Annotated in this window: 13 protein-coding genes and 1 pseudogene; 9 read left to right on the forward strand and 5 right to left on the reverse strand. The window is 51.5% G+C overall.

Annotated elements, in window-relative coordinates; all coding sequences use genetic code 11:
* Position 1: 1 nt before the first annotated feature.
* Positions 2 to 2,140 (forward strand): type IV conjugative transfer system coupling protein TraD, encoded by a 2,139-nt coding sequence (traD, locus tag V3W49_RS19140; protein WP_500147629.1) that lies wholly within the window; start codon positions 2 to 4, stop codon positions 2,138 to 2,140.
* On the forward strand, positions 2,140 to 7,365 hold the full coding sequence (gene traI / locus V3W49_RS19145) for a conjugative transfer relaxase/helicase TraI (protein WP_500147630.1): 5,226 nt from the start codon (positions 2,140 to 2,142) through the stop codon (positions 7,363 to 7,365). The genes traD and traI overlap by 1 nt, the downstream gene beginning before the upstream one ends.
* A gap of 9 nt (positions 7,366 to 7,374) precedes the next feature.
* Here traI and V3W49_RS19150 read toward each other — a convergent pair whose 3' ends face one another.
* Positions 7,375 to 8,022 carry a DUF2913 family protein gene (locus tag V3W49_RS19150; RefSeq protein ID WP_237723339.1) on the reverse strand — a complete coding sequence of 216 codons (648 nt, stop codon included), beginning with the start codon at positions 8,020 to 8,022 and terminating at the stop codon, positions 7,375 to 7,377.
* 124 nt (positions 8,023 to 8,146) lie between these two features.
* On the opposite strand from V3W49_RS19150, the gene V3W49_RS19155 reads away from it, so the two are divergent.
* The 6 genes from V3W49_RS19155 to V3W49_RS19180 all read left to right on the forward strand — a co-directional run bounded on the left by V3W49_RS19155 (position 8,147) and on the right by V3W49_RS19180 (position 12,408).
* Positions 8,147 to 8,710 (forward strand): phospholipase D family nuclease, encoded by a 564-nt coding sequence (locus tag V3W49_RS19155; protein WP_044243685.1) that lies wholly within the window; start codon positions 8,147 to 8,149, stop codon positions 8,708 to 8,710.
* Positions 8,711 to 8,856: 146 nt separating this feature from the next.
* The gene (gene repA / locus V3W49_RS19160; protein ID WP_500147631.1) at positions 8,857 to 9,102 is read left to right on the forward strand and encodes a replication regulatory protein RepA; all 246 of its coding nucleotides are present in this window, start codon (positions 8,857 to 8,859) and stop codon (positions 9,100 to 9,102) included.
* Positions 9,103 to 9,344: 242 nt separating this feature from the next.
* Positions 9,345 to 9,419, forward strand: coding sequence for a RepA leader peptide Tap (tap, locus tag V3W49_RS19165; RefSeq protein WP_500147635.1), 75 nt, complete (start codon positions 9,345 to 9,347; stop codon positions 9,417 to 9,419).
* Entirely contained in the window at positions 9,400 to 10,275 is an 876-nt protein-coding gene (gene repA, locus V3W49_RS19170) for an incFII family plasmid replication initiator RepA (RefSeq protein WP_500147632.1), read from the forward strand. Before tap ends, repA (V3W49_RS19170) begins: the two co-directional genes overlap by 20 nt.
* Before the next feature lie 1,161 nt (positions 10,276 to 11,436).
* Positions 11,437 to 12,087: an AAA family ATPase gene (locus tag V3W49_RS19175; RefSeq protein ID WP_161617813.1), complete on the forward strand. Its 651-nt coding sequence runs from the start codon at positions 11,437 to 11,439 to the stop codon at positions 12,085 to 12,087.
* Positions 12,088 to 12,126: 39 nt separating this feature from the next.
* Positions 12,127 to 12,408, forward strand: coding sequence for a ribbon-helix-helix domain-containing protein (locus V3W49_RS19180; RefSeq protein WP_261643209.1), 282 nt, complete (start codon positions 12,127 to 12,129; stop codon positions 12,406 to 12,408).
* Positions 12,409 to 12,892: 484 nt separating this feature from the next.
* Here V3W49_RS19180 and V3W49_RS19185 read toward each other — a convergent pair.
* From V3W49_RS19185 to V3W49_RS19200, 4 genes and pseudogenes are all read right to left on the reverse strand, one after another.
* Positions 12,893 to 13,513, reverse strand: a pseudogene (locus tag V3W49_RS19185) (recombinase family protein); the annotation flags it as partial.
* A 136-nt stretch (positions 13,514 to 13,649) separates the two neighbouring features.
* Positions 13,650 to 14,132 carry a GNAT family N-acetyltransferase gene (locus tag V3W49_RS19190; RefSeq protein WP_336195645.1) on the reverse strand — a complete coding sequence of 161 codons (483 nt, stop codon included), beginning with the start codon at positions 14,130 to 14,132 and terminating at the stop codon, positions 13,650 to 13,652.
* Between the two features lie 65 nt (positions 14,133 to 14,197).
* A complete protein-coding gene (locus V3W49_RS19195) occupies positions 14,198 to 14,515 on the reverse strand; it encodes a helix-turn-helix domain-containing protein (RefSeq protein ID WP_016192357.1) in 318 nt (105 codons plus the stop codon).
* Positions 14,508 to 14,915, reverse strand: a complete 408-nt coding sequence (locus tag V3W49_RS19200; RefSeq protein ID WP_336195644.1) for a type II toxin-antitoxin system RelE/ParE family toxin — start codon at positions 14,913 to 14,915, stop codon at positions 14,508 to 14,510. The genes V3W49_RS19195 and V3W49_RS19200 overlap by 8 nt, the downstream gene beginning before the upstream one ends.
* Before the next feature lie 465 nt (positions 14,916 to 15,380).
* Between V3W49_RS19200 and V3W49_RS19205 the strand changes: the two genes are divergently transcribed.
* A partial coding sequence (locus tag V3W49_RS19205; protein WP_500147633.1) for a DnaJ domain-containing protein occupies positions 15,381 to 15,802 on the forward strand: 422 nt, incomplete at its 3' end.

Here is a 15,802-nt window from a genome sequence, read left to right on the forward strand (position 1 = left end):
AATGAGTTTAAAAGGCCGTGATATTACGCAGGGCGGTCAGGTCACGTTTATGCGTTTCCGGATGTTCCTGCAAGTTAATAATATTCTGTTCTACTATGTTTTTATCGGGTGGCTGGCTTTGCTGGGGTTCATCCTTTATCTGCGATTAAATACCCAGACGTTCCTTAACGGGCTGGTTTACTGGTGGAGTCATACATTAATCCCGTTTGGTTCAATTATAAGAAAGCCGCCTGTTTATCCCGTAAGGTATTACGGTAATACCCTTTATTATACCTACGATAAAATCCTCACCGATAAGTACACCGTATGGTGTGGTATCACGCTGCGAAATGAACTCATTCTTTCCGGACTTTTTGCGTCGATAATAACGTTTATCGTAGTTATCGGTATTTTCTGGTACATCGGGCGGGTCGGTAAAAAGGCCAGCGAAGATGAAGTTACCGGTGGCCGCATTCTTGAAGATAACCCAAAAGTGGTGGCGCGTCTTATGCGCAGGCGGGGAACGGCTTCACATATCGTGATTGACGGCCTGCCAATAGTCAAAGACTCAGAAATACAGAATTTCGCCATGCACGGTACGGTGGGGACAGGCAAATCCACGCTGATGCGTAAGAAATTACTCCATCTGCGTGAAGCCGGTGTACCGGTCATTATTTATGACAAAGGGAATACCTTTGTTGAAGAATTTTATGATGAATCCATCGATATCATTCTTAACCCGATGGACAGGCGCTGCGCTAACTGGGATATGTGGGCGGAATGTCAGACGCTACCCGACCTGGAGGCTGTCACTGAAACGCTTATCCCGATGGGAAACAGCGGCGATCCCTTCTGGCAGGGGTCGGCCAGAACGATTTTTGCTGAAGGTGCGGAGCAGATGCGCGGCGATAAAAAGCGAACGTATAACAGCTTCCTGCGCACACTGCTGGCGATCAAGCTCGACAAGCTGCGTGACTTTCTGGCCGGAACGCCTGCTTCCACGCTGGTTGATGGCAGCATTGAGAAAACGGCCATCTCAATCCGAAGTGTTCTCACCAACTATGTGAAGTCTCTGCGCTATTTGCAGGGCATCGACCGCGAGGGCAAAAAACCGTTCACCATCCGTAAATGGATGCAGGGCAACAGCGATAAAAAGCGCAGCGGCTGGCTGTTTATCACGTCCAACCAGCGTCACCATGAATCGCTGAAGCCGCTGATATCAATGTGGCTGGGGATTGCGTCCGGCAACCTTCTGTCACTGCACGAGAACCGCTACCGGCGTGTCTGGTTCTTCTACGACGAACTGCCTTCCCTGCATAAGCTGCCTAATCTGCCCTACATCATTGCGGAGGCCCGAAAGTATGGCGGCTGCTTTGTGCTGGGTTTTCAGTCCTATGCGCAGCTTGAAGAAACCTACGGGCCAAAATTCGCTGCTGCTATCTATGACCTGCTGAATACCAAATATTTTTTCCGTTCGCCCAGCGCGGCCATTGCGAAATTTGTTGAGGAAGATATCGGCCAGACCGTCCGCAAGCGTTTCTCTGAACAGACCAGCTTTGGTACGGATGAGGTGCGTGACGGTATCAGCTACGGCAAAGACGAAGAACGGGTATCGATAGTCAGCTATTCAGACGTTCAGGGACTGGAAGACCTTCAGTGCTTCGTCACGCTGCCCGGCAAATATCCCGTTGTTCGCCTCACCCTGAAATACCAGCCCCTGCCGAAAGTCGCGGAAGGACTTCTGGAGCGTGACGTGAAAACGTCTCTCGACCCTGAAATTGAACAGGAAATCAGTCAGCAGGAAAGCAGTGAACGCCTGGCAGCAAGAAAGCTGTTTATCGCTTCCGACACTCAGGGGAAAACCGATGCGGCACTGGCGGGCAATTCCGTAAACGTGCCGCCTGCACCGGCTGTGGCCGGGCCAGATTCATCTTCAAGCGGCCCGTCTGGTGAAAAGCCAGACGTGGCGGATAAACCTGCCCGTGGTGGTGGCCGTGAGAACGAAATACCTCATGGCATCAGCACGGATGGCGAGGTTATCGATATGGAGGCGTATGAAGCCTGGCAGCAGGAGATGCAGCACGGCACCCGTGATGAGGTACGCCGTGAGGAGGTGAATATCAATCACCACCCGTCACATGAAATTGATATGGAGTTGTGATGCTTTCAGTTGAACCGATTCATGGCGATGCCAAATATTATGGCGGTGAAGCCAACTTTGAGACGCTGGAAAATGCCGATGGTCACTGGCTGGGGAAGGGTGCGGCCATGCTCGGACTGGAGGGAACAGTCGTCCCGGAAGTCTTTGATGAAATGCTCAGGGGGCATCTGCCGGATGGCACGGTGATTTCCCGCCAGATAGCGGGTAATGAAACAAACCGTCCGGGCATGGATCTGACCTTTGGTGCGCCAAAAAGTCTTTCCATTCTCGCCCTGCTGGGCGGGGATACCAGGCTGATTGATGCACATAATGAGGCGGTCAGGCTGGCAATGCTCGAAGTGGAGAAAAGTGTCAATACCCGCCTTACCCGTGACGGTGTCACCACTACGGTGACGACCGGCAATATGGTTGCCGCTGTCTATACGCATGATACGAACCGTGAAGGTGAAATGCACCTTCATTCGCACGGTTTGCTGTTCAATGTCACCCGCGCTGATGATGATAAGTGGCACGCGCTGGGAAGTGATACCCGCCAGCGCAGCGGTATTCGTGAGCAGGTTTACGATATGAAGCTCGCTTACGGGCAGTTTTATCGTGAGTATTTACGCCCGATGGTGGAAGACTGTGGTTACACGCCGGTCAGAAGCGGGCCGCATGGTATGTATGAATTTGCTGAAGTCCCACCGGATGTGATCCGCGCATTTTCTCAGCGAACCGCGCAGATTGATGATGCCGTAGGGCGGGATGCCAGCCCGCTTTCCCGCTCGGTAGCAGCGCTGGATACCCGTAAAAACAAGGAGTTCGTCGAAGGGGAAGCGAGACGTGAGCAGTGGGATAAGGTGCTGGCGGATTACGACTTTGATCCGGATAAGACGATCCTGGCTGCCCGTGAACGCAGCCGGTCGCAGGCAGCAGAACGCGGCGAAGCGGAAGCGGGTTCTCCGGCCAGCGTGACACGCACGGCAGAACCTGCAATGAAAGAGGCCATCACGCAGGCGCTGTCGTCACTCAGTGATAAAAAAGCGCAGTTTGCCTACAGCGAAGTGCTGACCGCCGTTGTGTCACTTCTGCCAGCGGAAAAGGATATGGTGCAGCGGGCCAGAACGGGTATCGATACCGCCATTGAACAGGGTCGTCTTATTGCCCTCGATAAGGATAAGGGTATTTTCACGTCTGATATCCATGTACTCGATGAACTGACGGTTCGCCAGTTTGCGCGGGAGCATATGGATTCCGGTCGCGCCATTGTCACCGGCGAAGCCCTGCTGAACGGGACGCTTGCCGCCGCTACCGGCGTCTGTGCTGAACTGGCAGAGAATCGCGATCCACTTGCGGTGATATATGGGCGCGGCGGCGCAGCCGTCCAGCGTGGGCGGGCCGAACAACTGGCCGGACTGGCGGTGTCGCAGGGGCGTCAGGTTATGGTGCTGGCCGCAGATCGCAAAAATGAAGCTTTTCTGGGCGACAGTGAGGCGTTGTCCGGGCTGATTGTCGGACGTGGCGCACTGAAAGCCGATCTTCCGCTGACTGCTCATACCACTGTGATTGTCACAGAGGCCGAAACGCTGGGGCTGAAGGACAGCGTATTCCTGATGGAAAAAGCGCGGGAAAGCGGTGCGCAGATCCTGCTGATGGACAGTGGTAAACGGCAGGGGACAGGCAGCGTCCTTTCGGTTCTTCAGGAGGAAGGTGCCGCCCACTATCGTTTCAATGACGCGCCGGTGCCTGTGGCACAACTTACGTCTGAAGCGGATAAAAAAGTCCGCTACAGCCATCTTGCCGCAGAGTATGCCCGCGATATTACAGCCGGGCATAGCGTCGTTGCGCAGGTTGCTGGTGAGCGTGAGCAACAGGTACTGACGGGGTACATTCGTGATGCGCTACGTGAGCAGGGGCGTATCACCGGCGATGATATCCGGATTGAAACATTGTCTCCGGTCTGGCTCGACAGTAAGAACCGCAAAAGCCGTGATACCTACCGCGAAGGCATGGTAATGGAGCGCTGGAATGCCGATGAAAAGAACATGGAGCGCTGGCGTATTGATCGTGTTGGCGCTGAAACCAGTGTTCTTCGTCTTGTGAATGAGGCAGGGGAGCAGCAGTACCAAAAAATCAGCCAGATTGACGCCTCATGGAGCCTTTTCAAACCCCGGACGCTGGAGGTGGCTCCCGGCGATCAGCTGCGGGTTACGGGACGGGAAGCGAAAGGCAGGCTGAAGGCGCAGGATGTGGTCAGCGTCGTCAGCGCCGGTGATGGCGCTGTTGCGCTGGAGAAAAACGGAAAGATTATCCGGGCAGATATCTCCCGGCCCCTGAAGGTTGAGCATAACTATGTTGAATCCCTGGGTAAATCGATAGCGCCTGAAGGAAAAGTGCTGGCCGCGCTCAGCGGGCGTGAGATGCGCGATGATGTGCTTAATACCCTGACCCGCAGCGGCAGTGATATCCGGATATTTACCGCAATGGATGCTGAACGGGGCGAGGCAAAACTTGCCCGCAGCCCTGCTGTTCGGGTGATAAGTGCCCAGGTGGAAGCGGCCACCGGCGCAAAAGGGGTTGATGCCGCCCTCGATGCCGCAAGAGAACTGCCACGAACCCCGGCGGCTCAGGCCGTGTATCTGGCCCTCAGTCAGGTGCAGCATGAGAAAACCGCCTTCCTGGCCCCGGAACTGCTCAGTGCCGCGCTCAGTATTAATTCAGCGGTCAGCATTCCGGCTATCCAGTCCGAGATTAACCGCCAGGTAAAGGACGGTGAACTTATCCGGCTGGAAGCCGGGCTGATGCTGCCAAAATCCACTTTTGAAACGGAAAAGGCCATTCTGCGCCATATCGCGGAAGGGAAAGGCAGCGTCACGCCGCTGATGGCGTCGGTGCCTGAACAGTATCTTACGGGGCTGACGGCAGGGCAGCAGGCCGCCACGCGCATGGTGCTGGAAAGCGCCGACCGCTTTACGGCGGTGCAGGGCTACGCCGGTGTGGGTAAAACCACGCAGTTTAAAGCCATGCTGGCGGCAATGGCGACGTTGCCGGACGACCAGCGACCGGAGGTGGTGGGGCTGGCTCCGACTCACCGGGCCGTTGAGGAAATGAAAAGCGTGGGCGTCCGGGCGCAGACGCTGGAATCCTTTATCTGGGAAGACAGACAGGCCCGGATGAACGGTGAGAAACCGGACTACAGCAATACCCTGTTCCTGATTGATGAGGCGTCAATGATTGGCAACCGGGCGATGAGTGAGGCTTACCAGGCCATCGCCACCGGCAGCGGGCGGGCCATTACCAGCGGGGATGATGCTCAGTTGCGGGCCATCGAGCCGGGACAGCCGTTCCGGCTGATGCAGCAGCGCAGCGCCGTTGATACCGCCATTATGAAGGAGATTGTGCGCCAGACGCCGGAACTTCGGGAAGTGGTATATGCCATGATTGAAGGGCAACATGCGCTCGCGCTGGAAAAGGCCGAAAATGTCACACCGGATGTGGTGCCGCGTGAAGCCGGTGCATTCGTTCCTGCATCATCCGTTGAACAGGTCAGTCCGGATAAAGAACAGATCCAGGCGTTACGTGATGCAGGAATGCCCGCCAGCGTGACGGAGGCAATAGCGGCTGACTTTGCGGGACGAACAGCCGAAGCCCGCGACAATACACTGACGGTGGCGCATCTCAATACGGACAGGCAGGAAATAAACCGCCTGATACATGACAATCTGTACAGGGCTGGCATTACGATAAACGAACAGGAGATAACCGTCCTTGACCCGGTTCGCGTCCGGCACAATGAGCTTCGGAGCCTGACGGGATGGGCCGCTCTGACGGGAAAAGTTGCCCTGATTAACCGGGAATACTGGACGGTCGGCGGCACTGACCGGCAGAGCGGGCTGGTGACGCTTATCAGCCATGACGGACGGGAAAAAATCCTGTCACCGTTCGAGAACAGCACCGAGGATGCACAGATTTATCAGCCAAGGATTATCAGCGTCAGTGAGGGCGACAGAATGCGTTTTACCCGTTCTGATGCCGAGCGCGGTTATACCGGAAACAGCTTCTGGAACGTGGAACAGATCGACGGACAAAGCATGATCCTTCGCAGCCAGGATGGTCAGCTTACCCGTCGTCTTGACCTGAATGACCCGGCAGATATGCATACCGACCTGGGGTATGCCGTCACGGCATACGGTGCTCAGGGGGCCAGTTCCCGGTTTGTCATTACGCTTGAAGGGACTGAAGGAGGGCGAAAGCGAATGGCAACAAAGGAAAGTGGTTACGTTACGTTGTCCCGTACAAAAGAGCATGTGCAGGTTTACACCGATGACAGAGCCGGATGGCTGGCTGAACTCAGTAAAAACAAGGGTGATCGTACCGCCCATGATTATCTGATGGCGGGTGAGGATCGGGCGGGCAGGACGGCAGAGGGGATTCTGTCCTGGGCCTCCCCTCTTGCCGATGTTGCCGCTGGCCGGGCGTTGCTGAAAACCTACGGGCTGGCTGAAGGCGAATCACAGGGCCTGTTTGTGCCGGGCGTCAGGCGGCATCCGGAGCCGGGGCTGGCATTCGCGCTGTGGGACAGCAACGGCAACCGTTCAGGCGTGGTTATTCTGACGATAAATGCAGATGAGCGTAACGGCGTGTCCTTACCCGGTGATTTTCGGGTCATTGGCAGCAGTGATGCGAGGTTTGCAGGGATACAGCAGAGCCGGAACGGGGAAAACCGCATCGCGGAGAGCCTGCCTGAAGGGTTGCAGCTTGCACAGCAGCATCCCGACAGCGGCGTGATCGTCAGGATGGAGGGCGAGGGTTTACCGCTCAATATCAGCCGCATCACCGGCGCTGATCAGGTAGTCGATGACAGTCTGACCTCGCAGTTTGCCCGCAATGTGGCAGAAAAACCGGAAGACCCCCTTCCCTTCATTCCTGAGCCGAAGGAGAACGCTGAACAGGAGGCGGAACGACTTGCCCGTGAAGCCCTGGAAAAACAGGGTAAAGGTGAGAAGGATATTCGTCCGGAAGAGGTACTCGCCGCCATCAGCGAGCCGGAGGATGATATCCATACCGGGCTGCTGGCTGGTAAGCTGAAAGAGGAGGAATATCCGCTTACCGGGCGGGATATTGCGGCGGCGCTGGGCGATAAATCGCCGGAGAAAGCGCCGGAAGCAGAGAGTCAGCCCGATCAGTCACTTCATCTGAAGCAGATCGAGCGGGACATCGTGAAAGAAAAATCTTTCGAGGACTGACGCCAGTTGCTATGCCTTTTCCGGCAGCAGCCGGATAACGGAAAAGCCTTCCTCATCAGGTCGCTGTTCGCTTTTTAAATGGCATTGCTCAAGTAACGGAAATACGCCTGAAATATCACCGGTGAAGCGGATCTCCAGCGGTTTAATCAGTTCGCCACTGTCACTGAATGCAGGATGGAGTTCTGCTTTGGGGGTATACACCGCGCTGGCCGTTGCTGATTCCCTGTGATAACTACGCCATTCCTGCTGTGACAGCAGAAAGTCCAGCCAGCCCATTGTTTTCAGCGTTTCAATAAAATACGTGAAGCGGAATAACACGCTTTGTTTCGCCAGTTCGCCCGTACTGGAACGCCAGATGTACTCCACCTTGCGGTGCAGCCTGGCACCAAAACCGTAGCGCTTCCCCTGGTCAAGAAGCCAGAGAATGTCCTGTGCGACCGAGCGGGGGAACAGCTTGCGTTTTTGCGCGGCAGCCAGCCACTGCATGATGAAAATGTGTATCTGTAAATCTGTGCGAATTTTGCCCTGTTTCTGCGACAGCTTTATCGCTACCAGCAGGCACCATGCCAGATGCATTAGTTCTTCGGTCGGGCGTTTCTGATAAAAGACAGTCAACCAGTACCACTCCATTTTTTTCGTCGCGCGGAAGGATAGCATATTGCCTCCCCGGTCGGGAGCAGGGCTACCGCCTTCGCTGCGCTCAGTTGGTCAACCCCGGAAACGGGTAAAAGCAAGTTTTACCCGCCCCCGGCGTTTCTGTTAAAAATCCAAAGGAATCATGATGATGCTATTTTCATGCGGAAGACTGGTCAGGGCCAGCTTTCTTTGTCTTCCCCTGCTGTCTTCTCTGCCCTTCCCCGCCGACGCGGGGATATCGACGGCTCCGGATATTCAGGTGGGTTTTTCTCCTGAAGGGACTGGCCGTCTTCTGGTGCTGAACACCATCGGTTCCGCGCAGCAGAGTATCCGGATGATGGCCTATTCCTTCACCGATCCGGACGTAATGAAAGCGCTTATTGCCGCGCATCAACGGGGCGTGGATATAAAAATCGTTATCGACGAGAAAGGCAACCACAACAGAGCCAGCATGGCGGCAATGAATCTGATTGTGAATGCCGGTATTCCGTTGAGGACAAACAGCCGCTTCCCTATCCAGCACGATAAGATTTTAATTGTTGATAATCATACAGTTGAGTCAGGAAGCTATAACTTCAGCAGAGCGGGAGCGAGTAAAAATTCGGAGAACGTGGTGGTGATGCGCTTTATGCCCGCCATCGCCAGCCAGTATCTGTCTCACTGGCAGTCCCGCTGGGAAATGGGGACAGACTGGCAATCGACCTACTGATAACGGCGTACAGATGACCTTTCACTGGAAGGGGTGATCCGTGCGCCAACACAGATCACCTTTTCGATAAAAGTTAAGTCGCTGATTTACCGATTCTGTAGTATTCTCCACGGGACGATCCTTTTTTGATCCTTGGGGAGGCGGAGATGTCGCAAGCCGTAAATGCAGCAACTTCCTCACCGAAACGTGCTTACAGAAAAGGTAATCCATTATCTGTGTCTGAAAGGCAACAAGCACTAATGGAGCGCCGAAAAGAAACCCATAAAGAAATCAAAGTTTACGTTCCAACAGTTATGAAAGAGCGGTTACAAAACCTGTGTGAGGCTGAAGGTGTTTCTCAGGCAGAAATGATCAGTCGGCTTATTGCCGATGCCGGTGTCCCACAGAAGTGAACAACGTTATGGGTGAACATTCTTGAGTGCAGAATGAATCGGTGCTAAATTGCTGTCCAGAGTAAAGAAATTTTGGTGAGCCACGCCGTAAGGTGGCAGGGAACTGGTTCTGATGAGATGTTTATCCGGAACCAGAAAAAACGAAACCCCGACAATCTTTCTTAAGTTTGGTGACTCGTAAGATTATCGGGGCCTACTAAAACTGCATAGAAGCTGTTGCTCTATGCAGGGAGTATATGCACATGCGTAGAAAACCGCAATACCTTCTGTGCGCTTTACTCCTTCTGTGCAACATAAGTGCAGGAAGGTGTGGCTGACGCTCAGACCCTGTTCACTCATTACCGGCAGGTCAAAAACCCAAATCCGGAATTCGCCCCGCGTGAGGGCAAAAAGACGCTGCCGTTCTGCCGTAAGCTGATGGCGAAAGCCGAAGGCTTCACGTCCCGCTTCGATTTCTCCATGCACGTTGCGTTTGCGCGTTCGCTGGGTGTGCGTCACCGTATGCCACCACTGTTACGCCGCCGTGCCATCGATGCGCTGTTGCAAGGGCTGTGCTTCCACTACGACCCACTGGCCAACCGCGTCCAGCGTTCCATCACCAATCTGGCCATCGAGTGCGGGCTGGCCACAGAATCGAAAAACGGCAATCTGTCCATCACCCGTGCCACACGGGCGCTGAAGTTTATGGCTGAGCTTGGGCTGATTACCTACCAGACAGAGTATGATCCGCAGATCGGCTGTAACATTCCAACCGATATTACGTTCACCCCTGCCCTGTTCTCGGCGCTGGATGTTTCTGACGTGGCCGTTGTGGCCGCGAGGCGCAGTCGCGTGGAGTGGGAAAACCAGCAGCGTGAAAAACAACATCTCCCCCGACTGGACATGGACGAACTGATAGCCAAAGCCTGGCAGTTCGTGCGTGAGCGGTTCCGGAGTTACCAGTCCGAACGCAAATCGCACGGGCTGAAGCGCGCCCGCGCCCGCCGTGACGCTGACCGTAACCGCCGCGATATTGAAACTATCGTGAAGCGGCAACTGACGCGGGAAATTGCCGAGGGCCGCTTTACCGGCAACCTGGACGCCGTGCGTCGGGAACAGGCAAGGCGTGTAAAAGAGCGAATGCTGATGTCCCGTGGCAACAACTATACGCGGCTGGCAACGGCCACCACCTGATCCCCTCTCCTTTCATTAATCCGGCTGACGCCGGAGGGTTCTGCACGTCTGTTACTCACCGTTGCTTATTATCTGAGCGAACTGGCATGACGCCCATCCATGATCCCTCCACTTTTCCTGCCAGACAGTGCTGAAATTTTGTCGCCAGTGCCATCTTTGCCCGATGAATTCAGTTACCCACACGTAACTGCAAGGGACTTTTCCATAAGGTTACAACCGTTATGCTCACAGAGCGCCAGCCGACCTGATTTCAAAGTGCGTGGTTCCCTTTAAAAACCTGCTCAGTACTTCTTTTAAATACCTTTTATGTTTTTCATATAAACAAATAACCTGTTCATCGTCTGCCCTGTGGACAGCCTCAGAGAATGCCCGCCCTTGCAGCGGACTCACGTCCGCGCCGGTTCGGTAAAAGCAAAGTTACCTCCCGTCGCTACGCGACAGGCACTGTAAGGCAACTGAATTTAGTTACAGCATTCAGGATACGCTTCCGCAAAACCAGAACGTGCACATCTGTAACCTCATCACCGCGCCCACCACTGAAAAGCGGCCCCGCCCCGGCCAGAGGCCGGAACAGCGTCGCTTTTAATGATGGATGTTGTAACTAGAACCAAGTCGCTTTTAGAAGTATCGCTGGAAGGTCTGGATTAATACGCCCGTAAGCGGCCCTGACGGCCCGCTAACGCGGAGATACGCCCCGACTGCGGCTACGCCTTGTCGTGACCACTCCGACAGCGCACAAAAGCTTCTGTATCGCTTTTAGCGGGTTTATGTCTGGCAGGGTGAAGGGATGGATTGGCAGAACCTATCAGAACGGTAACCGGCTGCGCCGGGTCACGGTGCCATTCACCAGTAAAGCTATATTCAGAATTGGCTGGCACCTCCATGCCGCTTTGCGGCATTTAAATAACTGGCTGCGCACTGCTCGCCAGTAGGAAATATGTAGCTATTCGGATGTAAAGCCGCAAAGCGAGCGACTGCCAGAGGATAATGCGGGATGAGTGTTTATCCTTAAAAGGATATCATTTAACATTTATAATACTATCTATTTAATATTAAAATACTATTGGTAAAACATCAAAATACCTATTGACATCACTTGCGGAGGGTTTAATATAGCTGCGTCAATTCATCGTTTTTAATATTAAAATGGATTAAATTAAGATGATACTTACAATTGCAAATACGAAAGGCGGTGTGGGGAAGTCTACCCTCGCAGTAAACATCGCAGTAGAACGTGCCCGCTTAGGTAAACGTGTATGGCTGGTTGATGGAGACCGGCAGGGTTCCTCGCAAACAGCAATTTTGATCCGTAGTGAGGCGGGTTTAGAACCAGGCTTAGCATGTTCTCATTTTCCTGACGGCCCAATTCTTAGGACGCAGGTTTTACAACAGAAATCTAATTTTGATGAGGTGATCATTGAATGTGGAGGTAGGGACTCTACAGCAATGCGTGCAGCATTAACGCTGACTGATATTCTCGTAGTGCCTTTCGTTCCTGGTAGTTTTGAGGTGTGGGCTATGGAAGATGTTGTCAATCTGGTGCGTGATGCCAGAAGTGTGCGAGACGGTTTAACAGCATTCTCTTTACTCAACCGTGCTGATCCCAATCCTCGCAGCAATGATAATGCCGATATGCTGGATGCGATGAGAGACTATAACGAAGACATACAATTACTGGATCACACAATCAGGCAAAGGAAAGTTTTTGCAGCAGCAGCAGGAAGCGGAAGGTCTGTTTCCGAGCTTAAATTGCGTGCTCATGAGAAGGCAGCAAAAACAGAGTTAGATACTCTTGTTTCAATACTGTTTTAGAATTAAAGTAATATTAAAATAAACTCATTTGGATTTCATATGGCTATTACAAGAAAGCCTGTAGTCAAGGCAGAACCAGTAGATACCATTAGTAACTTCATAAATCAGGCTCCCGATGGCATTAAGAGTGAAACACCTGCCGAAAAAAAGGGAGTCGTCAAAGGTCAGCGACAGCAGATTACAGTGACATTTGACCCTGATGTCATCGAGCTTTTAGATATCATGTCAACAGAAGAGGGGGTATCAAGAGCGGCACTAATCAGGATGGCAGTAAAACAACTCATTACCCGTGGAACCACTGTTGGTGGAACCAATCAGTAAATCATTTTAATATTAAAATGATATTGATATAGGTTAAATTAATTGGATTATAACATTGTTGCAACTGCATATTATGTGAAAATTACTACAGACCTAAATTGCGATTTAGGTCTATTAAACCTATAGGTGACTATGTTTGCCACCTTCCATCATATTCATCCCACCCCCGGCCGGTCTGGTCATTGGTCAGCAGACAGTCAATGACAAGACAGTTGCGATCATCTGCTATCATATTAATTTCACTAAATAAATACTCTACCTGTTCTTTCAACTGATCGTTGTTTTCAGCAGTCAGAGGTATCCGGTATTCATTCCCCCCCAAAATTTGACCGTCGAATTCAGCTTCGATGAACCAGTCAATCAACTCTCTGGTTTTTTTCTTCCCACGGGTAAATTTACTGCCATTTTCAATCGACACAAACAAGGTCATAGAATGTGGGGCAGGGGAGGCCACATGAGTTTCTTCTGGAGTTTTAGCCTCAATCTGGCTGGCTGCATATTTGATGGCACTGCTGATAGTGCTTCGGCTGCAACCTATCGTTTTCTGAACCTGAGTCCAGGAACTACCGCTCAACAATAGCCGGTTGATAGCATCGTAACGCGGCTTATTGACCTGCCGCCCACGGTATTTACCCGCTGCTTTCGCTTTGGTTATGCCCTGCTGCTGACGTTCCCGCCGCTGTTCGTAATCGCGCCGTGCAATAGCGGCCAGCATATCGAGCAACATATCATTGATGGCCGCAAACATTCGGCTGTCAAATTCATTGGCTCTGGGAGAAAGGTGCTGCCAGGTTGTGGGAACATTGACGGCCACAACCCACACGCCACGCTGACGGATGATCGCTTTAAGTTTCTCCCACTCATCTCCTTTTAAACGAGAAAGCCGATCGACGTCCTCAATGAGTAATACATCACCAGGGCGACTGTCATTGAGCAAACGAAAAAGTTCGGGACGCTCCAGGCGTGCGCCTGATTCATTCTCAGCATAATAGTTACAGATGATGACATTATGCTCATGAGCAAAGCGGTCAAGCATATCGCGGGCACGTTGAGCATCCTGCTCACTGGTGGAAGCCCGAAGGTAGGCGCGAACAAACATGGACATGGTACTGTTAGAGTCCTTTGGTGATACTGGTCTGGTTAGGGTTGGTGTCATGTAGATAAACAGTACCGGATTCTGCCAGTTCGGTATAGGGATACTTAAACAGTACTATCAGTTGTGACGTAATTCGCTGATTAAACTAATCTACAAAACGGTACGTTTTCTTACCGCCTTGAGTTGTATTTATTAGCTTGAACCCACTTCCGGCCAGCAACTTCATCATTTTTATGGATGGAGGTAGACAGGATGCTTCCAGCCTGTGACCGGGAGTAGCTTCAATAATCGAGGTAAGCATATTTTTGCCAATACCTTTACCCTGCTTATCTGCTGCAACGGCGAACATACGGATCTCCAGATGCGAAGCGCGGCCAGCAAAATCATTACGCCCGGTAAGCAGGGCAAAACCCACCGGTTCTCGCTTTAACTGCGCGTCAAAGACAAAGAGATAATCCCCTATGGGAATATTATCTCTATATTTTCGAGTAACGCTCTCAAGCTCAGATTTTACTGTTTCAAAGCCCTTGCCACCAAAATAAAAAAATGCACCTGATGTTATCCCATCACGCACCAAATTCATGATAAAAGGTATATCGCTATCATTCCCTAATCGCATATCGAGCATGTATTTCCTCCAGTAAAATGAAAGCCGCCTAAGCGGCTTCCCTTTCTTACGGTAGCATTACTGGCTTATGCCATGAACACTTGTGGCCCTTTAGCATCGATGATGTTAATGATTCGCAGAGCAGCCTTATTCGGTTTGCTTTCGTTTCGCTCCCATTTGGAGACGCTTTCTACAGACATGCCGGTTGTTATAGCCAATGCCGCTTGCGACATGTTGTAGCGAGTGCGGACTTCCTTTATCTGGCTACCGGTCATAACTCGGATCGCCGGGATATTACGGGCTGCGACCGCTGCATCAATTGCAGCTACGGTTTCATCTTTTACCACGCCTAGTTTGTTATAGCGTTCAGCCATACCTTGAATGCGTTTCAGACGTTCAGTCATCACAATTTACCTCGATCAGTTCTTTATCAGACAGAAGCTTATTTATAGTTGCCGGACTCATTGAGATAAAATCTTTTGCGATATTGCAGTAAGCATCAATTTCATCATCTTCAAGCTCTTTTCCTTTCTTTTTTGAAAGCCCACTCTTCAGATACATATCAAAAAAGAAGATGTTGTCGCCATCATTGAAAAAAACGATTGATCGTGCTCCATCTCTGGCTCCTACTCCGGGCAAGCCGAGGCGCTTTTTAAAGGTGAATTTTCCAAGTGGATCACCCGGCAGACCAGAAAAAATAGCCTTAGCCGCTTTGCACAACATGGCATTGCTGATGCGGGCCTTCTGCCGCTCTGTCTCAAATTCAGGTGTTAAATAAATTCCCATGACACTCAATGCATCCATGTTACCGTAAGCATTACTATAGTATTAATTACGGGTTTGTGCAAGTTGTATGGCATACAAACGCTGGTGAAACTCTCCTATATAATGATTTTTAGAGCAAAAATTTAAGCCGAGTGTGTCCGGTTCCTGATTTAGCAATGGCTCTCTTCCGCTTCCTCGCTCACTAACTCGCTACGCTCGGTCGTTCGGCTGCGGCGAGCGGTGTATGCTTTATCTGAATGAGCATCTTATATACCCCCATGTAATGACAATGCAGCCTGGCAGAACGTTAAGAATAAATACAAGCGGGCTGAGGGCAGGCCAGTAAAAATCTCACAGTATTTTCATACTGTAGTCACTAGGTATTAACGATGAATACGGGAATAATTAGCAGTTGATATACCATCATTTGATGGTATAATGAGTTTGTTGGTTGGGAATGGTTCCCTGCCAGATTCCAGAAGCCCACACGGGCGGGAGCTAAAAATGAATATTCAGGAAGCATTAAATGTTTTTGGTTTGTCAGGTGAATTAACGGAGAAGGATATCAAAGCTGCATATAAAAAAGCGGCTTTGAAATATCATCCAGATCGTAATCCATTAGGTGCTGAACTGATGAAGGCCGTAAATACAGCTTTTGATTTTCTCATGGCTAACATTGATAAAATTAATCAGTTTCAAAGCACAGATGAAAACGCACGTTACAACTACGGTGAAGATCTGGAAAAAGTTTTGAATACGCTATCCGGCCTTAAAGGGATTGTCTATGAAGTTATTGGTAATTGGGTCTGGATTAGCGGAGAAACTAAAGAACACAAAGATATTTTAAAAGAAATGGGCTGTAAGTGGGCATCGAAGAAAAAACAATGGTTTTACCGTCCTGAAGAACACAAAAGCCGCTGGAACCG

It is taken from the genome of Rosenbergiella sp. YN46, assembly GCF_036620675.1.
In the GTDB taxonomy this organism is placed as follows: Bacteria; Pseudomonadota; Gammaproteobacteria; order Enterobacterales; family Enterobacteriaceae; genus Jejubacter.